Annotated in this window: 23 protein-coding genes; 15 read left to right on the top strand and 8 right to left on the bottom strand. The window is 64.3% G+C overall.

Annotated features, from left to right (window positions below; translation table 11 throughout):
* Positions 1-196: 196 nt before the first annotated feature.
* Positions 197-1,396: an MFS transporter gene (locus FJ418_RS11565; RefSeq protein ID WP_140865543.1), complete on the top strand. Its 1,200-nt coding sequence runs from the start codon at positions 197-199 to the stop codon at positions 1,394-1,396.
* Here FJ418_RS11565 and FJ418_RS11560 read toward each other — a convergent pair.
* Positions 1,365-2,555: an aromatic ring-hydroxylating dioxygenase subunit alpha gene (locus tag FJ418_RS11560; RefSeq protein ID WP_140865541.1), complete on the bottom strand. Its 1,191-nt coding sequence runs from the start codon at positions 2,553-2,555 to the stop codon at positions 1,365-1,367. The two genes, FJ418_RS11565 and FJ418_RS11560, sit on opposite strands and share 32 nt — an antisense overlap.
* 197 nt (positions 2,556-2,752) lie before the next feature.
* Between FJ418_RS11560 and FJ418_RS11555 the strand changes: the two genes are divergently transcribed.
* The 3 genes from FJ418_RS11555 to cobO all read left to right on the top strand — a co-directional run bounded on the left by FJ418_RS11555 (position 2,753) and on the right by cobO (position 4,741).
* The gene (locus tag FJ418_RS11555) at positions 2,753-3,439 is read left to right on the top strand and encodes a gamma-glutamylcyclotransferase (protein ID WP_140865539.1); all 687 of its coding nucleotides are present in this window, start codon (positions 2,753-2,755) and stop codon (positions 3,437-3,439) included.
* A gap of 131 nt (positions 3,440-3,570) precedes the next feature.
* Positions 3,571-4,110 carry a bifunctional adenosylcobinamide kinase/adenosylcobinamide-phosphate guanylyltransferase gene (cobU, locus tag FJ418_RS11550; RefSeq protein WP_140865537.1) on the top strand — a complete coding sequence of 180 codons (540 nt, stop codon included), beginning with the start codon at positions 3,571-3,573 and terminating at the stop codon, positions 4,108-4,110.
* Position 4,111: 1 nt separating this feature from the next.
* Positions 4,112-4,741 (top strand): cob(I)yrinic acid a,c-diamide adenosyltransferase, encoded by a 630-nt coding sequence (cobO, locus tag FJ418_RS11545; RefSeq protein ID WP_140865535.1) that lies wholly within the window; start codon positions 4,112-4,114, stop codon positions 4,739-4,741.
* On the opposite strand, the gene cbiB is transcribed toward cobO, so the two are convergent.
* On the bottom strand, positions 4,738-5,745 hold the full coding sequence (gene cbiB / locus FJ418_RS11540; protein ID WP_140865533.1) for an adenosylcobinamide-phosphate synthase CbiB: 1,008 nt from the start codon (positions 5,743-5,745) through the stop codon (positions 4,738-4,740). The two genes, cobO and cbiB, sit on opposite strands and share 4 nt — an antisense overlap.
* Between cbiB and cobD the strand changes: the two genes are divergently transcribed.
* A complete protein-coding gene (gene cobD / locus FJ418_RS11535) occupies positions 5,744-6,799 on the top strand; it encodes a threonine-phosphate decarboxylase CobD (RefSeq protein ID WP_140865531.1) in 1,056 nt (351 codons plus the stop codon). The two genes, cbiB and cobD, sit on opposite strands and share 2 nt — an antisense overlap.
* Positions 6,796-7,305, top strand: a complete 510-nt coding sequence (locus FJ418_RS11530; protein ID WP_140865529.1) for a tyrosine phosphatase family protein — start codon at positions 6,796-6,798, stop codon at positions 7,303-7,305. Before cobD ends, FJ418_RS11530 begins: the two co-directional genes overlap by 4 nt.
* A 13-nt stretch (positions 7,306-7,318) precedes the next feature.
* Here FJ418_RS11530 and FJ418_RS11525 read toward each other — a convergent pair whose 3' ends face one another.
* Positions 7,319-8,116: a creatininase family protein gene (locus FJ418_RS11525; protein ID WP_140865527.1), complete on the bottom strand. Its 798-nt coding sequence runs from the start codon at positions 8,114-8,116 to the stop codon at positions 7,319-7,321.
* A gap of 61 nt (positions 8,117-8,177) precedes the next feature.
* Positions 8,178-8,561, bottom strand: a complete 384-nt coding sequence (locus FJ418_RS11520) for a RidA family protein (RefSeq protein WP_140865525.1) — start codon at positions 8,559-8,561, stop codon at positions 8,178-8,180.
* A gap of 253 nt (positions 8,562-8,814) precedes the next feature.
* On the opposite strand from FJ418_RS11520, the gene FJ418_RS11515 reads away from it, so the two are divergent.
* The 9 genes from FJ418_RS11515 (at position 8,815) to FJ418_RS11475 (ending at position 16,199) form a co-directional block, all read left to right on the top strand.
* Positions 8,815-9,819 carry an ABC transporter substrate-binding protein gene (locus FJ418_RS11515; protein ID WP_140646651.1) on the top strand — a complete coding sequence of 335 codons (1,005 nt, stop codon included), beginning with the start codon at positions 8,815-8,817 and terminating at the stop codon, positions 9,817-9,819.
* Between the two features lie 15 nt (positions 9,820-9,834).
* On the top strand, positions 9,835-10,656 hold the full coding sequence (locus FJ418_RS11510; protein ID WP_140865523.1) for an ABC transporter ATP-binding protein: 822 nt from the start codon (positions 9,835-9,837) through the stop codon (positions 10,654-10,656).
* On the top strand, positions 10,643-11,494 hold the full coding sequence (locus FJ418_RS11505) for an ABC transporter permease (RefSeq protein ID WP_140865521.1): 852 nt from the start codon (positions 10,643-10,645) through the stop codon (positions 11,492-11,494). Before FJ418_RS11510 ends, FJ418_RS11505 begins: the two co-directional genes overlap by 14 nt.
* A 33-nt stretch (positions 11,495-11,527) precedes the next feature.
* Positions 11,528-12,829 carry a cytosine deaminase gene (locus tag FJ418_RS11500; RefSeq protein ID WP_140865519.1) on the top strand — a complete coding sequence of 434 codons (1,302 nt, stop codon included), beginning with the start codon at positions 11,528-11,530 and terminating at the stop codon, positions 12,827-12,829.
* Positions 12,829-14,226: an FAD-binding oxidoreductase gene (locus tag FJ418_RS11495; RefSeq protein WP_140865583.1), complete on the top strand. Its 1,398-nt coding sequence runs from the start codon at positions 12,829-12,831 to the stop codon at positions 14,224-14,226. Before FJ418_RS11500 ends, FJ418_RS11495 begins: the two co-directional genes overlap by 1 nt.
* A 205-nt stretch (positions 14,227-14,431) precedes the next feature.
* Entirely contained in the window at positions 14,432-15,013 is a 582-nt protein-coding gene (locus FJ418_RS11490) for an NAD(P)H-dependent oxidoreductase (RefSeq protein WP_140865517.1), read from the top strand.
* Positions 15,013-15,600, top strand: a complete 588-nt coding sequence (locus FJ418_RS11485; RefSeq protein WP_140865515.1) for an NAD(P)H-dependent oxidoreductase — start codon at positions 15,013-15,015, stop codon at positions 15,598-15,600. The genes FJ418_RS11490 and FJ418_RS11485 overlap by 1 nt, the downstream gene beginning before the upstream one ends.
* A gap of 78 nt (positions 15,601-15,678) precedes the next feature.
* Positions 15,679-15,912 carry a hypothetical protein gene (locus FJ418_RS11480; RefSeq protein ID WP_140856395.1) on the top strand — a complete coding sequence of 78 codons (234 nt, stop codon included), beginning with the start codon at positions 15,679-15,681 and terminating at the stop codon, positions 15,910-15,912.
* Entirely contained in the window at positions 15,891-16,199 is a 309-nt protein-coding gene (locus tag FJ418_RS11475; RefSeq protein WP_246680736.1) for a type II toxin-antitoxin system RelE/ParE family toxin, read from the top strand. Before FJ418_RS11480 ends, FJ418_RS11475 begins: the two co-directional genes overlap by 22 nt.
* A 56-nt stretch (positions 16,200-16,255) precedes the next feature.
* On the opposite strand, the gene FJ418_RS11470 is transcribed toward FJ418_RS11475, so the two are convergent.
* Genes FJ418_RS11470 through FJ418_RS11455 form a run of 4 tightly spaced genes read right to left on the bottom strand, consistent with a single transcriptional unit; the run spans position 16,256 to position 23,230 of the window.
* Positions 16,256-18,703: an FAD-dependent oxidoreductase gene (locus FJ418_RS11470; protein ID WP_140865513.1), complete on the bottom strand. Its 2,448-nt coding sequence runs from the start codon at positions 18,701-18,703 to the stop codon at positions 16,256-16,258.
* Positions 18,700-19,881 (bottom strand): pyridoxal phosphate-dependent aminotransferase, encoded by a 1,182-nt coding sequence (locus FJ418_RS11465; RefSeq protein ID WP_140653570.1) that lies wholly within the window; start codon positions 19,879-19,881, stop codon positions 18,700-18,702. The genes FJ418_RS11470 and FJ418_RS11465 overlap by 4 nt, the downstream gene beginning before the upstream one ends.
* Complete coding sequence (locus tag FJ418_RS11460; protein ID WP_140865511.1) at positions 19,881-20,780, bottom strand: homocysteine S-methyltransferase family protein; 900 nt, start codon at positions 20,778-20,780, stop codon at positions 19,881-19,883. The genes FJ418_RS11465 and FJ418_RS11460 overlap by 1 nt, the downstream gene beginning before the upstream one ends.
* On the bottom strand, positions 20,777-23,230 hold the full coding sequence (locus FJ418_RS11455) for an FAD-dependent oxidoreductase (protein ID WP_140865509.1): 2,454 nt from the start codon (positions 23,228-23,230) through the stop codon (positions 20,777-20,779). The genes FJ418_RS11460 and FJ418_RS11455 overlap by 4 nt, the downstream gene beginning before the upstream one ends.
* Positions 23,231-23,278 lie beyond the last annotated feature (48 nt).

Genomic DNA, 23,278 nt, shown 5'->3' with positions numbered 1-23,278 from the left:
ACCGACCAGAGTTTCAGTGCCATCATCCATCTCGCTGCCGCCGTCATAAACTCACGATGAATCTCAACAAGCCCTAGGCCAGCGCCGAAAAGCCTTTGGCAAGCTTCGCTTTTCGGCCTCTGGGGGTCGGTTTCCTGCTACAGGCCGGCAACTGGCCCGGCCAGATTTGAGGGGTGATTCACGTTCCGGAGGGCCGATGTCCACCCATGTGCGCCATCCGATCTGGCTTCCGGCCTTGCGGCCGACGGATGCGCGTACCTTCGCTTCGCTCTACGCCGTGGAATCCTTCGCCCGCGCCACCGTCTCCAGCGTGATCCCGATCCAGGCCTACGAGATCCTGCACAATGAGCGGATCGTCTCGATCCTCTACACCATCGTGTCGCTGATGGGCCTTTCGGTCACGCTGTTCATGCCGATACTGATCCGCCGCTTCGCGCGGCGCTGGGTCTACACGGCCGGCTGCGTGCTGCTGGCGATCGGCTCCGCTTTCTTCGTCACTCACACGCTGCCCGGGCAGATCGCCGGCATGCTTTGCCGCGTCATGGGGGCGAGCGCGCTGTCGATCACGCTCAACCTCTACATCATGGACCACATCCGCAAGACCGACTTCATGCAGGCGGAATCGCTGCGCATGGCCTGGTCGATGTTTGCCTGGACGGGCGGGCCGACGCTGGGCATCTTCCTCTATACCCATTTCGGCATCTATGCCGCGCATGGCGCGGTCGTGGTGTTCGCGTTCGCGCTGCTTTGCCTGTTCTGGTTCTACCGGTTGACCGACAACCAATCGATCCGGCCCGGCAAGTCGCGCCCTGCCAATCCGCTTGCCAATATCGGCCGCTTCGTGAAGCAGCCGAGGCTCAGGCTCGCCTGGCTGATCGCCTTCGGCCGCTCCTGTTTCTGGACGACGTTCTTCGTCTACGGCCCGCTGTTCATGGTGATCACCGGCCAGGGCGAGCTCGCCGGCGGACTGCTGGTTTCGGCCGGCAACGCGCTTCTTTTCGTGGCGATCTTCTGGGGCAGAGCCGGCAAGCGCTTCGGCGGCCGGCGGGTCATGACCTTCGCCTATTTCGCCATGGCCGCCATGCTGTTTGCGGCAGGTGGCGTCGGCGAGGCCGCACCGCTGCTCACGGCCGCGCTGCTGCTGGGTGGCGCGCTCTTCACCATCGCGCTCGACGCGCTCGGCTCGACCGCCTTCATGCGCTCGGTGCGCACTTATGAAAGAGCGCAGATGGCGGCGGTCTACCGCACCTATCTCGACTTCTCCGAACTGACGCCGCCGCTGGTCTATTCGGTGGTGCTCGCCTTCTTCGGCCTCGGCTCGGTGTTCGTTACGCTCGGCATCCTGGCCGCCTTCTGCGGCTTCGTCACCTGGCGCTATCTGCCGAAGGCATTTTGAACGCCGCGTGACAGCCGCGCACCCAATCGTGGAAGCGGTGCAGGTCGTATTCTTCCGGCATCAGCACGCCGGCCTCGTGGCGCATCGAGCGCAGGCCTTTCTGGTTGATCTCGCAGATCGCGGCGTCTTCCTCCAGCACCTGGGTGCCGAAGGCGACGATGTTGTCGATGTCGGTCTCTGCCAGCGCATCGGGCGCGAACAGCCATTCGGCGGTGAGCTCGGTCTGCTCGGCACCGAGCGGGGAGAGCTGCACCGTGCGCATGTAGTCGACATGGCCGACGATGAACATCGAGGGCAGCGAGGTGGCGTAGGTCTGGCCGGCGGCGCGCTCGGCCGGGGTCAGGCCGGAAAAGACCGGGCCGTGCACATGGCCGTCCTTAGACCAGGTTTCGGCGCCGGCGCGCAGCCGGCCGGAGAATTCCGGATCGTCATTGTCGGCATGGCGCGACCATTCGGGATCGTCATGCCTTGCCATCAGGCCGCGGCCGTAGATCGGCACCAGCCGCGACAGGTCCTTATGGACGCCCGGGCAGTGCAGGCATTCGTTGAAATTCTCCCAGAAGATCTTCCAGTTGCAGTTCATCACCTTGGTCAGCCGGTGGCCGGTGACGAGCGTTTCCAGCGGCCAGTTGGAAAGGTCGCCGGAGGCACGATCGAAGGAGGTTTCCGCCGAGCCCTCGGGGTCCTCGGCGAGGTTGATGAAGACGAAGCCGCGCCAGACCGAGAGCGCCACGCGGTAGAGCGGATAATCGGCCTTGTCGAAGCCGTCGGGCAAAGATCTCGACGGCACGCGCACGAGATCGCCGCGCAGCGAATAGGACCATGCGTGGTAAGGGCATGTCAGCAGCCTGGCCTTCAGCCGCCCGGCGCTTTCCTGGCAAAGCTGCGAGCCGCGATGCCGGCAGGTGTTGTGGAAGGCGCGCAAGACGCCGGTCTCATCGCGCAGCACGACGATCTCCTGGCTGCCGATACCGAAGGTTCGGAAGGCGAGGGGCTCCGCCAGATCGGCCTCGCGGCAGACCATCAGCCAGCTCCGGTACCAGATGGCGCCCAGATCGCGCCGGTAGGCGTCGGCGTCCCAATAGGCCGCCGACGGCAAGGTCGGCTGCAGGCTGGTCAGGCCGTTGTAAGGGTCGCGCTCGCTCGGATTGGGCTGCATCGGCTTCTCCCCGCCAGAGCAGTCCAGCGCTCAATGGGATCGCTGACCTGCTCTAACTCTTTGTTTTTACGCAATTCCGGACGGTTATGCACCTTTCCTGGAATTGCTCTGATGCCAGCCGACACCCGGGCAAAGCTGTTGTCAATTGCCGGCTCCGCGCATTGTGGCGGCCACGGGAGGACCTTAAGGTCGAACGCATGCTGCCAAGAACCATGTCGCTTACCGAGGAACTGGTCGCCCGTTGCTTTCGCACGGTCGAGGATGCGGGACCGGATCCCGATGCCGCGCATCTGGATGACGCCGACTATGACGCAATGGCGCGCATGCTGGAGGCTCAGCTTCCAGCCACCGAACCGCTTTGGCTGTTTGGCTATGGCTCGCTGATCTGGAAGCCCGAGATCGAGCATGTCGAGGAGCGGGTGGCCCTGCTGCGCGGCTGGCATAGATCGTTTTGCATGAACATGACGCGCTGGCGGGGGACCAAGGCAAGTCCGGGCCTGATGATGGCGCTGGACCGCGGCGGGCAGTGCAAGGGCGTCGCCTTTCGGCTCGGCGACGGCGACAGGCGAGAGCAACTCGACAAGATCCTGCGGCGCGAGGTGACGCTGAAGCCGACCAGCTACCATCCGCGCCTGCTCAATATGACGAGCGATGGCGGCGCGCTGCGGGCGCTGGCCTTCGTCATCAACCGCCAGGGCACCACCTATGCCGGCCCGTTAAGCGAGGAGGCGGTTGTCGAAAGGCTGGCGACCTCCTGCGGCCATTGGGGCTCGGGCGCCGACTATCTCTACAACACGGTGAAGAATCTCGAGCAGCGCGGCATCCACGATGCGCATCTGTGGCGGTTGCAGCAGCTCGTCGCGGCGCGGATCGCCGCCTCGTAGCACCCGTGACCTGTGCCGCAATCGCGCCGGGCGGTGGCGGAATTTGGTTTGCCGGCCGGAGGGCTTCTGCCTAAAGTCGCGCCGTCGGCCTGATGGCCGCGACAATATTCATCCAACGGTGAAGGCAGGGAATGACCGGCGCGACAGCCGCGAGCGCAGCTTCCAATCGGAAACTGACTTTCGTCCTCGGCGGCGCGCGCTCGGGGAAGAGTTCGCATGCCGAAAGTCTGACGACGGCCTTTTCGTCACCCTGGGCTTACATAGCCACGGCACAGGCTTATGACGACGAGATGCGCGAGCGCATCGCGCTGCATCGGTCGCGGCGCGGCGAAGGCTGGGTCACCGTCGACGCGCCGCTCGAACTGGTCGCCGCAATCGAAGCCGTGCCGGACCACCAACCGGTGCTGATCGATTGCCTGACGCTGTGGCTCACCAATCACATGCTGGCCGAACACGATGTCGAGGCCGAATGCCAGCGGCTGGCGGATATGCTGTCGCGGCCGCGCGGGCCGTGGTTCGTGGTCTCGAACGAAGTCGGACTGGGTATCGTGCCCGACAATGCGCTGGCGCGCCGGTTCCGCGATGCCGCCGGCCGGCTCAACCAGCAGGTCGCGGCGGTAGCCGACAGCGTTCTCATGATGGTGGCGGGGCTGCCGCTCAAGGTGAAATGACATGGCCGAAATCGAAGACAAGACCATTGACGACAGGGACGTCGAACGCCACCGCGCCAAGATGGCGAAGCGCAAGGCGGTGCAGGATGCCGAGGTTGCCGGCAAGACGATCGAGAAAGGGCTGCTGATCGTCAATACAGGCCCGGGCAAGGGCAAGACCACGGCCGCTTTCGGTCTGGCGCTGAGGATGCTTGGGTATGGCAAGCGCGTCGGCGTCGTCCAATTCATCAAGGGAAAATGGCACACCGGCGAGAAGGACGCTTTCGCCGCGTTCGGAAACCGCGTCGTCTGGCATGCGATGGGCGAGGGCTTCACCTGGGAGACGCAGGACCTCAAGCGCGACATCGCCGCCGCCGAAGCCGCCTGGGCCAAGGCGCTGGAACTGATGGCCGATCCGTCGATCAGCCTCGTGGTGCTCGACGAGCTCAACATCGCGCTGCGCTACGACTATCTCGACCTGGAAAAAGTGGTCGCGGCGCTGAAGGCGCGCCGGGACGATCTGCATGTCATCGTCACCGGCCGCAACGCCAAGCCGCTGCTGATCGAGGCGGCCGATCTCGTCACTGAAATGGGGCTGACGAAGCACCATTTCTCGGCGGGCGTGAAAGCCCAGCAGGGAATCGAGTTCTAAAGTGCGCTGGCGCCCTGACCACTGATCTGGATGGTCAGATAGATCACAACCGCCGACAGGGTCGCGAACAGGCCGAGCAGCAGCCAGTCGGCCACGCGATAGAGCTTCAGCGCCTGGCGGATGTCGGTGCTTTCGGCCTCGCGGCGGCCGCCTTCGCCCATGAAGGCGTCCTCCACGACCTCGCCGTCATAGCTGCGCGGTCCGGCGAGGGACAGCCCGAGCGCGCCGGCCATCGCCGCCTCCGGCCAGCCGGCATTGGGCGAGCGGTGTTTCCTGGCGTCGCGTCGCATGACCTGCCAGGCGCCGCGCGGATCGGCGCCTGGGACAAGAAAGGCCGCCAAGACGATGAGCAGGCCGGTGAGCCGCGATGCGGGCAGGTTGACCAGATCGTCGAAGCGGGCGGCGGCCCGGCCGAAGGCCTCATATTGCGGCGTCCGGTGGCCGATCATCGAATCGGCGGTGTTGGCGGCCTTGTAGGCCGCGCCGCCGCCAAGGCCGCCGATGCCGGTCCAGAAGGCAGGTGCGACGATGCCATCGGAGAAATTCTCGGCCAGGCTTTCGATCGCGGCGCGCGCGACGCCCGCTTTGTCGAGCTTTTCGGGATCGCGGCCGACGATGCGTGAGACGGCAATGCGGCCGAGCGTCAGGCCGCCGGTCTCCAGCGCGTCGGCGACCTCCTCGACATGCTCGGCGAGGCTTTTCTGCGACAGCAGCGAGGAGCCGAGGATCGCGGCAATGACGAGGCCCGTGGGGAACATCATCCAGAGCAGGACATGCAGCGCCAGGCCGATCAGGCCGGGCACCAGCAAAATGACGAGCAAAGCCTGGACGCCGCGGCGGCGACGCAATTCGTCGGAATCCGTCGCGCGGTTGAGCCGGCGATCGAGAAAGGATATCAGCCTGCCGATCCAGGTTACCGGGTGGCCGAAGGCGTTGAACAGCCAGTCCGGGTAGCCGAGGGTACGTTCGACGGCGAGTGACAGGAAAGCGATCAGGATTGACATGAAGCTTCTAAGCGGAGCGATTGCAGCGGTTGATCATGGCGGCAGCCTTGGCCGCGCAAGCGCGCTCTTTCCTCATGCGCCAAGACCTTTCGTGGACCTCTCGACAGGTATCAATCCGCACTCCTATCCGCTTTTCGACCTGCCCGCCACCGCCCTGTCCCGATTGCCGGAGGCAGGACAACTGCGTGAATTGGCCGAAATTGCGGCTTCGGCCTATGGCGCGCCGTCAGCGGCACATGTGGCGGCGGCGCCCGGCACGCAGATTTTGCTGCCGCGCGTCGCTTCGTTGGTGCGATCCGGCAAGGCGCTGGTGCTCGGCCCGACCTATGCCGAACACGCCCGGGCCGCGGCCATCGCCGGCCATGCGGTCGCGGAGGTCAGTGATTTCGACGCGCTGGGCGAGGCGGACCTTGCGGTGCTGGTCAATCCCAACAATCCTGACGGGCGGGTGATCGAAAAGGCCCGCCTGCTCGACCTCGCGGCGCGGCTTCGCGCCAAGAGCGGGCTGCTCGTCGTCGACGAAGCTTTCATGGATGTCGGCCCGATCGAGCAAAGCCTGGCCGGCGATGTCGGGGCGGGCGGTATCGTCGTGCTGCGCTCGTTCGGCAAGTTCTTCGGCCTCGCCGGCGTGAGGCTCGGCTTCGCGCTGACGGATCCGCTGACGGCCGAGCGGCTGGATGCGCAGTTGGGGCCCTGGGCGGTGGCCGGTCCGGCGCTCGAATATGGCATCCGCGCGCTGTCGGATGCGGGATGGCAGGAGGACATGCGGGTACGTCTCGCCTCCGATGCCAAACGACTCGACGCGCTGCTTGGAAAGTGCGGTGTGCCAATCTCCGGCGGCACATCCCTGTTCCGCTATGTGTCTTTCAACGATTCTCCAAGCCTGTTTTCGGCGCTCGGCGAGTGTGGCGTGCTGGTCCGTCACTTCGCTGAGCGGCTTCAGGTTCTGCGCATCGGACTGCCGGGCAGCGAAGCGGAATGGCAGCGCCTCGAAGGCGCCCTTGCCACGTGGGCCGCGCGGCGCAAGGATGCACCGAAGGAGTTCGGGCAATGATCCACGTCTGTTCGCTGTCGAAGGTCGACGAGACCGTGGCAAGGACCGGTGCGCAGCGGTTGTTGTCGCTGCTCGCCGCCGGCACCGAAGTGCTCCGCCCGGCCTCGATCCCGGCGGAAAACCACCTGCATCTCGTCATGCACGACATCGCCGTCGCGCAGGAAGGCATGACCATGCCAGGCGAGGAGCATGTGCGGGCCTTGCTCGATTTCGCCTATCTCTGGGACCGGGCAAAGCCGCTGGTGGTGCATTGCTATGCCGGTGTCAGCCGCTCGACCGCGTCGGCCTATATCATCGCGGCGGCGCTTTCGCCCAAGCGCGACGAGATGGAACTCGCCCGGACGCTGCGTTTCCTCTCGCCGACGGCGACGCCCAATCCACGGCTGATCGCGGTTGCCGACATGCTGCTTCAGCGCGATGGCCGCATGATCGCGGCGATCGAGGCGATCGGGCGCGGCGCCGACGCGTTCGAGGGGATACCCTTCGAACTAACGATTGAAAGTTGAGCCGGCGTCTTAGCTACGACAGCCAGTCTGCAAGCTTTGCCTTACGAACATCCCTGACCAGGTTGATAAAGCCGTCGGCCTGCATTTCCGCCGTCAGCCGACCCTTCTCGGCCGTGGCGATCGAGGCATCGCCGACCACGCCGTTCGGGTTGAGGTCGCTGGCGATCCAGGCGAAGGCATGCGTTCCGGTGTGTCGCAGCAGGGCGAATTCCTTTTCGGCGCGGGCGACATTGGAGACGAAGTCATCCGCCTTGGTCATGTCGACGAGATCAGGGCGGAAGTGCAGCATCAACGAGGTCTCGACATCGCCACCATGGATGCCGTGGCGGTCCTCGAGCTCGGTGTACATGCCGGCCGGGCGGCCGAAACGCTGCCAGCTCGTCTTCACCGACAGCATTTTGGCGCGCACGCGCAATTCGCGCGAAATGATGCCCATGATCTCTTCATTGCCGCCATGAGAATTGACGATGATCAGTTTCCGGACCCCGGCGCGGGCGACGGAGAGGCCAAGCTCGGTCCAGGCATCGACCAAGGTGGTGGCCGGCAAGGTGAGTGTTCCCGGCGCGTGCAAGTGCTCGTTCGACTTGCCGACCGCCTGCACCGGCAGGATGCGGATGTCGAGATCGTCGGGCAGGCGCGCGACCACCGCCTCCAGCATGCCGACCATGATCGAGGTGTCGGTCGAGACCGGCAGATGCGGGCCGTGCTGCTCGATCGCCGCCACCGGCAGCACGGCGATAGTCGCTTCGGCGTCGATCGAGGCATATTCGGTCGTCCGGTAGTCGCCCCACCACACACGTCTTGTCGTCACTTTTCGTCTCCCGATTGGTCTGCTGTCCGGCCTGAGGTCTAAAGACTATCCCCGGCAACAGCTAGCCTGCTGCCAGAACTTCGACCTCGACCTTGAATTCCGGACGCGCAAGGCCGGAAACGATCATCAGCGTCGAGGCCGGCGCCGGGTCCGAAAACAAGCGGTTGCGGACATCCATATAGGCCTGCAGATGTGCGCGGTCGGTGACGAAGGCGTTGATGCGAACGGTGTCGTTCAAGGTCAGCCCGGCTTCGCTCAGAATCGCGGCGATGTTCTTGAAGCAGAGCTCGGTCTGGGCGCCGGCGTCCTCGGGAACATGGTCGTCAGCCCCGATGCCCAGTTGTCCGGAGCACAGCACCAGCCGTTTTCCGGCGGGTATCTCAACGCCGTGGCTGTAGCGGGCGAAGGGCGGCTTGATCGTCTTGGGGGCGAGGTATTTCAGCATGGCATTCTCCTGTGCGTCCGCAGACTAAGGCTCGATTCGTGAAACCTTCAAGATGCGGTGCATGCCGCCAGAGCGATTATGGACAGGCGTCCAAAAAATAGGCACGATGCCTCGCGTACAGCATGACCCTTCCGGTCTCGGCAATGACTGCCGCGCAAGCGGGCGGCCCGGGCGGTGGCATGTGTCTTGCTTCTTGAACCAATGGTATCGAGCCCAGCGCGTTGCGCGCCGGAGCCAAGAGAGGGTGAGTTTTATGATCGGAAATGGGAAGGTCCTGGCGGGCTCGATCGCCTTGCTGGTGGCGGGCACACTGAGCGCGGCCGCGAACGAGAAGGTGACGTTCGGCACCAACTGGCTGGCCGAGCCGGAGCATGGCGGCTACTACCAGGCCGTTGCCGACGGCACCTATGCCGCCTGCGGCCTCGACGTCACCATCATGCAGGGCGGCCCGCAGGTCAGCGGCCGGCCGATGCTGCTTGCCGGCAAGATCGATTTCTATATGGGCGGCAATCTGCTTTCGGCCTTCGACGCGGTGCAGCAGGGCATTCCGATGCGTGTCGTCGCGTCCGACTTCCAGAAGGATCCGCAGGTCATCATGTCCCAGCCGGGGCAGGGGCTCGACAAGTGGGAGGACCTGAAGAGCGCCGACCAGTACATCATGGGTGACGAGGGTGCGCAGACCTTCTTCCAGTGGATGGTCACAGATCTCGGCTTCGATGCCGCCAAGCGCGTGCCCTATACGTTCAATCCGGCGCCCTTCATCGCCAACAAGAAGTCGATCCAGCAGGGCTATGTGACGTCCGAGCCGTTCGCGGTGCAGAAGGCGGGCGGCTTCGTGCCGAACCAGTTCCTGCTCGCCGACTATGGCTGGGATACGTATTCGACCACCATCGAGGTGATGCAGGATACGATCGACAAGCGGCCGGAGGTCGTCCAGTGCTTCGTCGATGGCTCGGCCAAGGGGTGGTACAAGTACCTCTACGGTGACAACAAGGCCGCCAACGATATGATCAAGAAGGACAATCCGGACATGACGGATGAGCAGATCGCCTTCTCGATCGAGCAGATGAAGAAGTTCGGCGTCGTCGATTCGGGTGATTCGGAAAAGCTCGGCATCGGCACCATGAACGAAGCCCGCATCCAGAGCTTCTACGACAAGATGGTCAAGGCCAAAGTCGCGCAGCCGGGCATCGACATCAAGAAGGCCTATACGCTGGCCTTCATCAACAAGGGTGTCGGGCTGGAGCTGAAGAAGTAAGGCGGCCTGCCTGAGATGATCCAGGAGAAAGTGGCTGAGACGCCGGCTGCATCGGGAGAGACCCCGATGCTGCTTGCCCTGCGCAATGTCGGCAAGGTCTTTTCCAACGGCGTGACGGCGCTGAGCAAGGTCGACCTTACGATCCGCGAAGGCGATTTCCTGAGCCTGCTCGGCCCTTCGGGCTGCGGCAAGTCGACGGCGCTCAGGCTGATCGCCGGCCTGTCGACGCCGACCTCCGGCCACCTCGACTGGCGCGGCTCGATCGACCGCTCGAACACCGGCTTCGTCTTCCAGGAGCCGACGCTGCTGCCCTGGGCCAGCGTCTTCGACAATGTCTGGCTGCCGCTCAGGCTGAAGGGCGTGTCGCGCGCCAAGGCGGAGCCGGCCGTGATGGAGATGCTGTCGCGCGTTCATCTCACCGGCTTCGAGAACGCCGTGCCGCGTGAGCTTTCGGGCGGCATGAAGATGCGCGTCTCGATCGCGCGGGCCATGGTGACCAAGCCGCGCATCCTTCTGATGGACGAGCCCTTCGCCGCGCTCGACGAGATCACCCGCTTCAAACTCAACAATGATCTCTTGGAGCTTTGGCAGGACGAGCGCTTCACCGTCGTCTTTGTCACGCACAGCGTGTTCGAAAGCGTGTTCCTGTCCAGCCGCGTCGTCGTCATGGCCGCGCGTCCGGGCCGCGTCTTCGGCGAACTCGCCGTCGATGCGCCTTATCCGCGTGACGAAGCGTTCCGGACCTCGCCGGACTATGCCGCGCTTTGCCGGCAGGCCTCGGACGTGCTGGTGAACGCCATCAACTCAACCGCCGGACCGCGCCATGACGGCCATTGAAGACGCCACGCTGAAGCTCGATCCGGAAGAGGCGCGCCGCGCCCGCCAGGAGCGGCTGGAGCGCATCGGCAGATGGGTGCTGCCGCTGGCGATCATGGTGTTGGCGATCGTGCTGTGGGATCGCATGTGCGTCTGGAACGAGATCCCGCAATATATCCTGCCGCGGCCGGGAGTGGTGCTGCAGACGCTGCACAACGACGCGGGGCTGTTGTTCTCGTCGCTCTTGGTGACGCTCAGGATCACCTTCCTCAGCCTGTTGCTCGCCGTGATCGGCGGCGTCGGGCTGGCGGTCCTGTTCGCGCAATCGAAATGGGTGGAGATGTCGTTCTTCCCCTTCGCCATCGTGCTGCAGGTGACGCCGATCGTCGCCATCTTCCCGCTGATCAACATCTATGTGAACAACCAGACCGTCAAACTGCTGCTCTGCGCCTGGATCGTCGCTTTCTTCCCGATCCTGTCAAACACTACGCTCGGCCTGAACTCGGTCGACCGGAACCTGCGCGACCTGTTCAAGCTCAACGGCGCGACGCGCTGGCAGCAATTGCGCTATCTGCGCCTGCCGGCGGCGATGCCCTATTTCCTCGGCGGGCTGAAAATCGCCGGGGGCCTGTCGCTGATCGGCGCGGTGGTGGCCGAATTCGTCGCCGGCGCGCAGGGGCAGTCGTCCGGGCTTGCATCGCGCATCATCGAGGCCGGCTACCGGCTCAACGCGCCGCGCCTGTTCGCGGCGCTGATCCTGATCTCGCTGACCGGCATATTGATCTTCCTGGTGCTGTCGCTGGTGTCGCATCTTATCCTGCGCCGCTGGCACGAGAGCGCGCTGAAGCAGGAGCGCTAGGGTGTTTCGTCTCGTCACCCAAGGGAGTTGCAGTTGATTCCGGACAAAGCGTCATACCGGCTTGCCAATGTCCGGCTGCATGCATCGCTGACGCCCGGCCTCGCCGCGGCCTTCGACAGCGACGGCTTCGCGCTTGCCGACATATCTGTCGCCGACGGCAAGATCTCCAGCATTGCCTCGCATGGCAAATCGAAGCTCCCGGCCGACGCGATCGACCTCGCGGGCCGAATCGTGCTGCCCTGCTTCGTCGACTGCCACACCCATATCGACAAGGGCCATATCTGGCCGCGAAAGCCCAATCCGGACGGCACCTTCATGGGCGCGCTCAATGCCACCGGCGCCGACCGCGCCGCGCGCTGGAGCGCCGAGGACGTCGCGCGCCGCATGGATTTCTCGCTGCGCTCAGCCTATGCGCATGGCACCAAGGCCGTGCGCACGCATCTCGACAGCGTGCCGCCGCAAGAGGAGATCTCCTGGCCTGTGTTCGAAACGATGCGGGAGAGATGGCGCGGCAGGATCGACCTGCAGGCGGCCTGCCTGCTCGGCATCGAAGGCGTGCGCGACAAGAAATGGTTCGAGCGACTGGCGAAGCGCGTCGCCGCGGCCAAGGGGGTGCTTGGCGTCGTGACCTATATGGTGCCCGATCTCGAGGAACTGCTCGACCAGGTTTTCGCCCAGGCGATCAAGCATGGGCTCGATCTCGATTTCCATGCCGACGAAACCGACGATGTCGCGGCCATCTCTTTGAAGAAGATCGCCGAGGCTTCGCTGTGGAACGGTTTTGAGGGCAACATCCTGGTCGGCCATTGCTGTTCGCTGGCGCGCCAGCCTGACCTCGAGGTGCTCGACACGCTGGACAAGGTGGCCAAGGCAGGGCTCGCCGTTGTGTCGCTGCCGATGTGCAACCTCTATCTGCAGGATCGCCGCAACAACGAGACGACGCCGCGCTGGCGCGGCGTGACGCTGCTGCACGAGATGAAGGCGCGCGGCATCAAGGCGGCGGTCGCATCCGACAACACACGCGATCCATTCTATGCCTATGGCGATCTCGACATGCTGGAAGTCTACCGCATGGCGACTCGCATCCTGCATTTCGATCATCCGGTCGGCGACTGGCCTAGGGCGGTGGCGGCGACGCCGGCCGAGGTGATGCGGCTCGACGGCGCCGGCGTGCTCGCTGCCGGAGGCAGCGCCGACTTCATCGTCTTCAAGGGCCGCAGCTGGACCGAATTGCTGTCGCGGCCCGAATCGGATCGCATCGTGGTGCGCGAGGGCAGGGCGATCGAACGCCAACTGCCCGACTATGCCGAACTCGACGAACTGATGGTGGGATGATGGATATCGCAGTGCTGAAGCGCGATCTCGACGGGATCAAGGTCGACGACCATCCGGCCGTCGTCCAGCAGAAGAGCCGCGACTTCTACTGGTACAGCCCGGTTCTGAAGGCGCAGCTCGACCATGTCACCGGCGACCTGATCGTCACGCCGAAGAACGAGGACGAGGTCATTCGCGTTCTGGCTGCCTGTCATCGGCACGGCGTGCCGGTGACGCCGCGCGGCAGCGGCACCGGCAATTACGGCCAGGCGATGCCGCTGTCGGGCGGCGTGGTGCTCAACCTTGCCGAGATGAACACGGTCAAGTCGATCGCACCGGGACGCGTGGTGACCGGGCCGGGCGCGGTGCTGGCCGACATCGACAAGGCGACGCGGGCGCATTCCGGGCAGGAGCTGCGCATGTCGCCTTCCACCTACAATGCGGCTTCGATCGGCGGCTTCGTCGCCGGCGGCTCGGGCGGCGTCGGCTCGATCCGCTGGGGCGGCTTGCGCGACCTCGGCAACGTCATTCGCCTGCGGACCGTGACAATGGAGGCCGAGCCGCGCGTCATGGAACTGACCGGCGAGGACGTGCTCAAGGTCATGCACGCCTACGGCACCAATGGCATCATCACCGAGGTCGAGATGCCGCTGACGGCCTCCTACGATTGGATCGACGTCATCGTCGGCTTCGACGATTTCATGGATGCGGCCGGTTTCGGCAACGATCTCGCCGTTCAGGACGGCATTTTGGCCAAGCTGATCACACCGATCGCCGCGCCCATCCCTTACGACTATTTCAAACGGCACCAGAAATTCTTCCGGCGCGAGCAGAGCATCGTGGTGTGCATGATCGCGCCGCACGCGATGGACGCGTTTATTGCCTTGGTCAGAAGCGGCAAGGGCGAGATCGTGTTCCGGGCCGACCAGGGGGCCGATCTCAAGGGGCTGCCGCCGGCCTATGAGCTGACCTGGAACCACACGACGCTGCGGGCGATCCGGGTCGATCCGACAATCACCTATCTGCAGACGCGCTATCCGTCGCCGGACCATCTCGCCCACGTCAAGGCGATGGTCGACCGTTTCGGCGACGAGGTGCCGGCGCATTTGGAATTCATCCGCTTCGACGGCGCCATCGGCGTCGCAGGCCTGCCGCTGGTGCGCTACACCACAGAAAAGCGGCTGGATGAGATCATCCGCATCCATGAGGACAATGGCTGCTGGATTTTTAACCCGCACCGCTACACGCTGGAGGAAGGCGGCATGAAGCGGACCGATGACGTGCAGCTTGCCTTCAAGCGCGATACCGATCCGCAAGGCCTCCTCAACCCGGGCAAGATGATCGCCTGGGAGAATCCCGGCTACGACTACCGCTCCGGTAAGCCGTTCCTGTTCAAGGGACTGCAGGGAGCTGGGTGAGGAGAGGTTTGCGCTTGAACACTCCCCTCTGTCCTGCCGGACATCTCCCCCGCAAGGGGGGAGATTGGCAGCTTGGGCGCTGCAGCCAGCCTGCCGCGCTGATAATTGGCGAAAGCGATGCGGCAGTCCGATCTCCCCCCTTGCGGGGGAGATGCCTGGCAGGGCAGAGGGGGGTGCCTCGCGCTGACGTTGGGGATGTTGTCCCGTGAAAATCCTCGTGCTCTTCGCGCATCCGGTGGAGACCAGCTTCAACGCCGGCCTGCACCGGACGATCGTCGAGCGGCTCGCCGCGGCGGATCATGCTGTCGACGATTGCGACCTCTACGCCGAGGATTTCGATCCGCGCCTGACGCGCGCCGAGCGGCTCGGCTACCACGACCCGCGCGGGCCGGACGACGCGGTCGCCCCCTATGTCGAAAGGCTGCGGAATGCAGAAGCGCTTGTGCTGTCTTTCCCGGTCTGGAATTACGGTTATCCGGCGATCCTGAAGGGCTTTTTCGACCGGGTCTTCCTGCCCGGCGTGTCGTTCAAGCTGGTCGACGGCAAGGTGCGGCCGACGCTGCACAACATAAGCAAGCTCGCGGCCATCACCACTTATGGCGGCAGCCGCTTCCGTGCCGTTTTAATGGGCGATCCGCCACGCAGGATCGTGAAACGCATGCTGCGGGCCACCATCAAGCCCGGCGCTTCCGTCTCCTACCAGGCGCATTATTCGATGAATGTCTCGACTGAACAGACGCGCAAAGCCTTCATGGCGAAGGTGGCGGCCAGGATGGATCAATTCTGATGCGCGTGCTGGTGGTCTATTGCCATCCGGTGCCCGAGAGTTTTTGCGCCGCGATCCGCGAGACCGCCGTCGAGGTGCTGACGGGCAGAGGCTGGGAGGTGCGGCTGCTCGATCTCTATGCCGAGAACTTCAATCCGGTGATGAGCGGCGACGAGAGGCGCTCCTACAATGAGCGCGCGCCCGACGATCCCGCGCTGCAGCCGCATTTCGAGCATCTGAAATGGGCGCAGGCGATCCTCTTCATCTATCCGACCTGGTGGTACGGCCTGCCGGCGATGCTGAAGGGCTGGTTCGACCGGGTCTGGGCGACCGACATCGCCTTCCAGCTGCCGGCCGGAAAGGGCCGCATCAAGTCGCTGATGACGCATGTCACCAAGGTCGGCGTCATCACCACTTGCGGCGCGCCGACCTGGTGGAGCGTGGTCGTTGGCCAGCCCGGCCGCAAGACCATCCTGCGCGGCATGCGGGCGCTCTGCGCCACGCGCTGCAGGACGTTTTTTCTCGCCCACTATCTGATGGATTCCTCGACGCCCAGGAGCCGGACGGCGTTTCTGGTCAAAGTTCAAAGGACGCTGGAGCGGTTTTAGGGGACTTCGACTTTCCTGCGGGATCGCGCCGAACGAGTTTGCCTTTTTTTATGCGGAAATGAAGTGCATATTAGAAGCATGACCAAGCTCTTCGAACATGCTGTCCAACGTGTCCGCACCTTGCCTCCTGAATTGCAGGACGAGTATGCGCGTGTCCTCTTGCGGCTCGCGGGTGATGAGGGGGACGAACCTGTTCATCAACTGGGCCGAGAGGAAAAAGCCTCGCTCGCAATGTCCCGGGCGCAGGCTGCGCGCGGTGAATTTGCAACCGACGAGGAAGTCCGTGCTATTTGGGCGAAGCACGGCCTGTGAAGCTTCGTTATACGCTGGCGGCGCTAGCCGAGTTAGATGAAGTTCTCGGCAATATCGCATTGCAGTCACCCAAAGGAGCGAAGCGGATCCAAGCTAGGCTCCATGCGGTCATCGATTTATTGCTTGAACATCCGCTAAGCGGCGTCGCTACAGACGAAAGGCCGATGCGCCGGATCGTCGTGAGACCTTATCCCTATCTGATCTACTACGAGCCTTCCGCCGACGAAATCGTGATTATCGGTATTCGTCATGGTGCTCGCGATCCCTCAACCATGCCGGACAAGTAACAACGGTCGCTTGGTCACGCCTGCGGCAATCCTGTCCGAAGTGAACAGAAGAAAGGCTACATCCTCACCCGCTCCGCTTTCGGATCGTACATCGGCTTCAACGACGCCTCCGTCGCGAAGCGCTCACCGGCGATTTCCACTTCATAGGATGAGGCAAGCACATCCGTCTCGCTTTCGCCCTCGCACGGCACGTAACCCAGGCCGATTGCACCGCCGAGATGGTGGCCGTAATTGCCGGAGGTGATCGGGCCGACGATCTTGCCGTCGCGCAGGATCGCCTCGTTGTGGAAGAGCAGGGGCTCGGGGTCTTTCAGGCGGAACTGCACCAGCCGGCGTGACAGGCCGGTTTCCTTCTTCCTGAGCACCGCGTCGCGGCCGATAAAGCCGGCTTTGCTCGTCTTGACGGCAAAGCCCAGGCCGGCCTCCAGCACATTGTCCTCGTCGGTGATGTCGTGGCCGAAATGGCGGAAGGCCTTTTCGATGCGACAGGAATCGAGCGCATGCAAGCCGCAAAGCTTCAGGCCGACATCGGCGCCGGCTTCAGCGATCGCCTCGAAGACATGGGCGGCCTGCTCCGTCGAGACGTAGAGTTCCCAGCCGAGCTCGCCGACATAGGTGACGCGATGCGCCCGGGCGAGGCCCATGCCGATCTCGATCTCCTGGAAAGTGCCGAATGGATTGGCTTCGTTGGAAAAATTGTTCGGGCTGACCTTCCGGATCAGGTTTCGCGCTTCCGGTCCCATCAGGCAGATGACGGCTTCGGCGGCGGTCACGTCGGTGATGACGACGAATTCGTCGGCGACATGCTTGCGCAGCCAGGCAAGGTCGCGCTGCAAGGTGGCGCCCGGCACGACGAGGAAATAAGCTGTTTCGGAAAGTCGCGTCACGGTGAGGTCGCTCTCGATGCCGCCCTTGGCATTGAGCATCTGCGTGTAGACGATCTTGCCCGGAGCCACGTCCAAGTCGTTGGCGCAGAGCCGTTGCAGGAAGGTACAGGCATCGCGACCCTCGACGCGGATCTTGCCGAAGGAGGTCATGTCGAACAGGCCGACGCCGTTGCGCACGGCGAGATGCTCGTCGCGCTGGTTGTCGAACCAGTTCTGCCGCTTCCAGGAATAGCGGTATTCGCGCTCCTGGCCGTCACGCGCGAACCAGTTGGCGCGCTCCCAGCCCGCCACCTCGCCGAAGACGGCGCTGCGCGCCTTCAAATGTTCATGCAAAGGCGAGCGGCGCACACCGCGCGAGGTCGCCATCTGGCGATAGGGGAAATGATCGGCGTAGAGCAGGCCGAGCGTTTCCGAGACGCGCTCCTTGAGATAGCGGCGGTTCTTCTGGAAGGGCTGGGCGCGGCGGATGTCGACTTCCCAAAGGTCGAAGGGCGCCTCGCCGTCGTTGATCCATTGCGCCAGCGCCATGCCGGCGCCGCCCGAGGAGACGATGCCGATCGAATTGTAGCCAGTCGCCATCCAGTAGCCGGCAAGTTCCGGCGCCTCGCCGAGATAGTAGCGATCGTCGGGGGTAAAACTCTCCGGACCGTTGAAGAAAGTGTGGATGCCGGCGGTGCCCAGCATCGGCATGCGGTTGACGCCCATTTCGAGGATCGGCTCGAAATGATCCATGTCCTCGGGCAACTGATCGAAGCAGAAATCCTCGCGGATGCCGTCCATGCCCCAGGGCTTCGCCACCGGCTCGAAGGCGCCGAGCATCATCTTGCCGGCGTCCTCCTTGTAGTAGGCGCACTCGTCCGGCACACGCAGCACCGGCAGGCGGGACAGGCCGGGGATCGGCTCGGTGACGAGATAGAAATGTTCGCAGGCATGCAGCGGGATGGTGACGCCGTTCTGCCGGCCAAGCTCGCGCGCCCACATGCCGGCGCAGTTGACGACGATGTCGGTTTCGATCGTGCCTTGTTCTTCGCCCTGCGCCCAGGAGACGCCGGAGACGCGACCGTTCTTGGTGTGGACCTTGGTGACCTTGACGTTCTCGATGATTGTCGCGCCGCGCTGGCGCGCGCCCTTGGCCAGCGCCATGGCGATGTTGGCCGGATCGCACTGGCCGTCGAGCGGCAAATGCACCGCGCCGACCACGTCCGAGACATTGAGATGCGGGTACATCTCCTTGACTTCGCTCGGCGAAATCTCGCGCACGTCGACATCGAAGGCGCGGGCGAGCGATGCCTGCCGATAGATCTCGTGCTTGCGCTCTTCGGTCAGCGCGACGGTGATCGAGCCGACCTGGCGCATGCCGGTGCCGACCTCGGTCTCGGCTTCGAGCTTGACGTAGAGGTCGGCCGAGTATTTCGCCAGCCGCGTCATGTTCTGCGAGCCGCGCAACTGGCCGATCAGTCCGGCCGCATGCCAGGTGGTGCCGCTGGTGAGCTGCTTGCGCTCCAAGAGCACGATGTCGGTCCAGCCAAGCTTGGCCAGATGGTAGGCGACCGAGCAGCCGGAGACGCCGCCGCCGATGATGACGGCGCGGGCCCTACTGGGGATGGCCTTGGTCATGCTGCCTCGCGGCGGTAGTTGGAGGCGAAGCGGCGCACGCGAAGCGCTGCTTCCTTGAGGATGGGTTCGGGCTGGCAGAGGCTGATGCGGATGTGCCCGGCCGCGGCCTCGCCGAAGCTCGATCCGGGCATGACGCCGACCTTTTCCTTGTCGAGCAGTGCCCAGGCGAATTTCTCATCGTCGGGCTCGACGGCAGAGACATCGAGCATGATGTACATGCCGCCTTCGGAGCCGCGCACGGTGACTTCGTTGGCGCCGCGTATGGCATCGAGGAAGACGGTGCGTCGCGCGGCATAGCGTTCGGCGATGTCCTTCACGCCATAGTGGTTCTCCAACGCCTCGGCGCAGGCGATCGAAATGAAGGCCGGCAGGCCATAGGTCGTGACCAGATTGAGGTCGGTCATCAGCGCGATCATCGCTTTCGGCCCAGTCAGCCAGCCCATGCGCCAACCGGTCATGCCGTGGCTTTTCGACATGGAGTTGATGACCAGCGTGCGCTCGGCCATGCCGGGCAGCGAACGCGGCGAGATATGCTCGCCGCCGCCAAGCGTCCAATAGACCTCGTCCGACAGCAGCCAGAGATCATGCTCCTTGCAGATTTCGGCCAGTTGCTCGAGCCGTTCGCGCGAGTAGACGGCGCCCGTCGGATTGTTCGGCGTGTTGATCAGGATGGCGCGGGTGTTGGGCTTGAGCGCGGCGCGGATCATCTCCGCGCGGGGTTGAAATCCGTCTTCGGCGGGCGTCTCGACCACGGTGAAGCTGGCGCCCGCGGCGCTGAAGGTGTTGGGATAGGTGGCGTAATAGGGCGCGACGACGATGGCGTGGTCGCCAGGGTCGAGCACGCCCTGCACAGCAGCGTAAAGCGCTGCCTGGCCACCAGGCGTGGCGATGACCTCGTCGGGTTCCGTGAGGATGCCGGCGCAAGCGGTCGCGGCGGCGGCCATCGCCTTGCGAAGGCGCGGCAGGCCAGGCAGCGGCGTGTAGTGATGGTTGCTGCCGCGCACGGCGGTCACGCAAGCCTCGATCGTTTCAGACGGCGTGTCGAAATCATGGTCGCCGACCGAGAGCACGATGATGTCTTCGCCGGCCTGCTTGCGATTCCAGGCGGCGAAATGAACCTCCCAACCATCCTTGCCGGAAGGCACGATGGCAGTAATGCGCTTTGACGGCTTTGGCATCAGGAAACTCCCGAAATCTGGTGGCCGGCCCGCATGAGCTTGTCGCGCAGGGCGGCGATATGGGCGGGGCCGACCTCGCAGCAGCCGCCGACAATGCCTGCGCCGGCATCGACCCAGCCGATGGCCCGGTCGGCATAGGCTTGCGGATCGAGATCATGGCGGGCGTGCAGCACCTCGACCGTCCCGCCATGCTTCAATGCCTCGACCGAAGTGAAGCCGTTGGCATAGGCACCCACCTGTCCTCCCAGGGCAACGAGTTCGGGCAAGGCGGCAGCGATGGCTTCGGGCCGGCAGCAGTTGAGCAGCCGGGCCGCGACCGGCAGGTCGTCGAGAGCGTTGACGGCGGCAGCAATGGTTTCGCCGCTGCGCAGGCGCGGCGGGCCATGATCGGCGAGCGTCCAGGACACCCATACGGGCTTGCCGCTTTCCGAGGCCGCGGTGACCGCTGCGCGGGCCTCCTCGGCGGAAGCCATCGTCTCGCACAGGAACAGATCGACGCTGTCGGCCTGCTCGGCGACGATGCGGCGATAGATATCGAGCGTGTCTTCGAAGGAGATGGTCAGCGCCGGCGCGTAGCTTCCGAACAGAGGCGACAGGCAGCCGGCTATGGCTGCGTCGCCCGCTTCGTCGCGAGCCTGCCTCGCCAGTTCGATGCCGCGCTTCTGCAACGGCTTGAACAGATCTTCGGCGCCCTCGCGCGCCAGGCGTTCCGGCGTTGCCGAATAGGTGTTGATGGTGATGACACGTGCGCCGGCACGGATGAATTCCGCGTGCAGGTCGCGCACCAGCTCCGGTTCGTCGATCAGCACCCTGGCCGACCACAACGGCGTCGGCTCGGACCTGCTGCGCCGAACCAGTTCCTGGCCCATGCCGCCATCGGTGAGGATGACGGAGGTCATGCCCGCAACCTCTCGTTCTTCGGATCCCACAGCGGCTCGTCGTTCTGGACGACGGCCTTGAAGCGATCGCCAAAAATCTCGATTTCGATGGCCGTGCCCGGTTGCGTGAGATCGGCGCGCAGCATGCCGAGCGCGATCGACTTGCCGACGCGATGGCCCCAGCCGCCCGACGTCGTCTCGCCGACGATCTTGCCATCATGCCAGAGCGTCGACATATAGGGCGCGTCGCAGTCGCCGGGATTTTCGACGACCAGCGTGACGAAACGCTTCTTCACGCCCTGCTGCTTCTCATTGAGCAAAGCCGCCTTGCCGCGGAAGTCCGGCTTTTCCCATTTGACGAAGCGTTCCAGGCCGCCCTGCAGGATCGAATAGTCGGTCGAAAGGTCGCCCTTCCAGGCGCGGTAGCCTTTCTCCAGCCGCAGCGAATCCAGCGCATACATGCCGAAGGGTTTCAGCCCGTGCTTCTGGCCGGCGGCCCAGACGGCGTCGAAGACCGCCAGCGTATCGGTAACCTTGGTGTGGATTTCCCAGCCGAGCTCGCCGGCGAAGGAGACGCGCACCAGCTTTGCCCAACGCCCGGCAATGGTCGTTTCCTGATGCGTCAGCCAGGGCAGGGTCAAATCGGCGTCGCAGACCTCGGTCAGGACCTTGCGCGAGTTCGGTCCGGCGAGGATCTGCGTTGAATATTCCTCCGTCCGGTCGGTCAGCGTGAAGGCCGTATCTGCCGGTATGCGCGACTTCAGCCATTCGAAGTCATGCCATTGCGCCACAGCCGCGGTGATCAGCGTCATCTGGTCCTCGCCATGGCGAACCACCGACATTTCGGTGACGATGCGGCCCTTGTCGTCGGAGAAATAGACGAGGCCGATGCGGCCGGGCTTGGGCACAAGGCCGGTGACCTGGAGCGACAGCCAGTCGGCCGCGCCCGAGCCCTTGAGGTTGAAGCGCGAGAAGCCGGGCAGGTCGAGGATGCCGGCGGCGTCGCGCACGGCAAGGCATTCCTCGCGCACCGCGCGTTGCCAAGGCCCGTCACGACGGAAGGTCAGCGTCGCTTCCTCGGACGTGTCGTCGCCCGGCCCGGCATACCAGGTGGCGCGCTCCCAGCCATTATAGGCGTCGAACTGGCCGCCCAGCGCCTTGATGCGCTCATGCAGCGGCGAAAGCTTGCGGTTGCGCCCTTCGGGCCAGGCATGACGCGGGAACTGGATGGCGTATTCGTTGCCATAGATTTCCATGCCCTTGGCGACGCAATAGTCGGGGGCCGAGGCAAAGCTCGTGAACCGGCGCGGATCGCAGGACCACATGTCCCATTCGGTCTGGCCCTCGGTGACCCACTCGGCCAGCACCTTGCCGGCGCCGCCGCCTTGCGCGATGCCGAAGGTGAAGACGCAGGCCTCGAAGGCATTCGGCACGCCGGGCATCGGCCCGATCAGCGGGTTGCCGTCCGGCGCGTAGGGGATCGGCCCGTTGATCACCTTGGAGAGGCCGGCGGTGCCGAGGATCGGCACGCGGGCGACGGCATCGGCGAGGTAGTGCTCGAGGCGGTCGAGATCGTCGGGGAAAAGCTGGAAAGAAAAATCCTCCGGCATCGGATCGTTGTGGGTCGCCCAATGCGCGCGGCAATCGCGCTCATAGGGGCCGAGATTCATGCCGGTCTTTTCCTGGCGCAGGTAGTAGGAGGTGTCGACGTCGCGCAGCAACGGCAGTTTCTTGCCCTGTTCCTTCGACCATGCGGCGAGTTCGGGGATTTCCTCGAACAATATGTACTGGTGGCTCATCACCATCATCGGCACTTCGCGGCCGAACATTTTTCCAACCTCGGCGGCGCGATAGCCGGCCGCGTTGATGACGATCTCGCAACGGATTTCGCCCTGTGGGGTAGTAACCACCCATTCGCCATTCTCGCGGCGCACGCCGGTGACCGGGCAGAAGCGGATGATTTTCGCGCCCATGTCGCGCGCGCCCTTGGCAAGCGCCTGGGTCAGCTGCGCCGGGTCGATGTCGCCGTCGCTCGGATCGTAGAGCGCACCCTTCAGCTCATGCGTCTCGATAAAGTGGTAGCGGCGCTTGATCTCGTCGAGGCCGACGACGTCGATGTCCATGCCCTGGTATCTGCCCATGCCCTTGGCGCGCTGGAATTCCTGCATGCGCTCATTGCTATGGGCAAGCCGGAGCGAGCCGGTGACATGGTAGTTCATCGGATAGTCGACCGCTTCGGCCAGACCCCGGTAAAGCTCGGTCGAATAGCGCTGCATGTTCATCAGCGACCACGACGAGGAAAAGGTCGGCACGTTGCCGGCGGCATGCCAGGTCGAGCCGGAAGTCAGCTCGTTCTTTTCCAGAAGCACGCAATCGGCCCAGCCGGCCTTGCAAAGGTGGTAGAGCGATGAGCAGCCGACGACACCGCCTCCGATGATCACCACGCGTGCCGTGGTCGGCAAACCCGCCATGTTCTTCCTCCAACTCAAAGCGCGACACGTCGCGCTTTGCTTCCTGTT

Origin of the sequence: Mesorhizobium sp. B2-8-3 (assembly GCF_006440815.1) — a bacterium.
GTDB lineage: Bacteria > Pseudomonadota > Alphaproteobacteria > Rhizobiales > Rhizobiaceae > Mesorhizobium.
The sequence above is the reverse complement of the archived record's forward strand: the minus strand, read 5'-3'. Positions and strand labels throughout refer to the sequence as shown.

Coding starts and splice junctions, on each gene's coding strand:
- FJ418_RS11515 (WP_140646651.1), top strand. CDS start 8,815: ATGATCGGAAATGGGAAGGTCCTGGCGGGCTCGATCGCCTTGCTGGTG.
- FJ418_RS11520 (WP_140865525.1), bottom strand. CDS start 8,561: ATGCTGAAATACCTCGCCCCCAAGACGATCAAGCCGCCCTTCGCCCGC.
- FJ418_RS11465 (WP_140653570.1), bottom strand. CDS start 19,881: ATGCCAAAGCCGTCAAAGCGCATTACTGCCATCGTGCCTTCCGGCAAG.
- cobO (WP_140865535.1), top strand. CDS start 4,112: ATGGCCGAAATCGAAGACAAGACCATTGACGACAGGGACGTCGAACGC.
- FJ418_RS11495 (WP_140865583.1), top strand. CDS start 12,829: ATGGATATCGCAGTGCTGAAGCGCGATCTCGACGGGATCAAGGTCGAC.
- FJ418_RS11555 (WP_140865539.1), top strand. CDS start 2,753: ATGCTGCCAAGAACCATGTCGCTTACCGAGGAACTGGTCGCCCGTTGC.
- cobD (WP_140865531.1), top strand. CDS start 5,744: ATGAAGCTTCTAAGCGGAGCGATTGCAGCGGTTGATCATGGCGGCAGC.
- FJ418_RS11565 (WP_140865543.1), top strand. CDS start 197: ATGTCCACCCATGTGCGCCATCCGATCTGGCTTCCGGCCTTGCGGCCG.
- FJ418_RS11560 (WP_140865541.1), bottom strand. CDS start 2,555: ATGCAGCCCAATCCGAGCGAGCGCGACCCTTACAACGGCCTGACCAGC.
- FJ418_RS11510 (WP_140865523.1), top strand. CDS start 9,835: ATGATCCAGGAGAAAGTGGCTGAGACGCCGGCTGCATCGGGAGAGACC.
- cbiB (WP_140865533.1), bottom strand. CDS start 5,745: ATGTCAATCCTGATCGCTTTCCTGTCACTCGCCGTCGAACGTACCCTC.
- FJ418_RS11470 (WP_140865513.1), bottom strand. CDS start 18,703: ATGACCAAGGCCATCCCCAGTAGGGCCCGCGCCGTCATCATCGGCGGC.
- cobU (WP_140865537.1), top strand. CDS start 3,571: ATGACCGGCGCGACAGCCGCGAGCGCAGCTTCCAATCGGAAACTGACT.
- FJ418_RS11505 (WP_140865521.1), top strand. CDS start 10,643: ATGACGGCCATTGAAGACGCCACGCTGAAGCTCGATCCGGAAGAGGCG.
- FJ418_RS11455 (WP_140865509.1), bottom strand. CDS start 23,230: ATGGCGGGTTTGCCGACCACGGCACGCGTGGTGATCATCGGAGGCGGT.
- FJ418_RS11480 (WP_140856395.1), top strand. CDS start 15,679: ATGACCAAGCTCTTCGAACATGCTGTCCAACGTGTCCGCACCTTGCCT.
- FJ418_RS11530 (WP_140865529.1), top strand. CDS start 6,796: ATGATCCACGTCTGTTCGCTGTCGAAGGTCGACGAGACCGTGGCAAGG.
- FJ418_RS11460 (WP_140865511.1), bottom strand. CDS start 20,780: ATGACCTCCGTCATCCTCACCGATGGCGGCATGGGCCAGGAACTGGTT.
- FJ418_RS11485 (WP_140865515.1), top strand. CDS start 15,013: ATGCGCGTGCTGGTGGTCTATTGCCATCCGGTGCCCGAGAGTTTTTGC.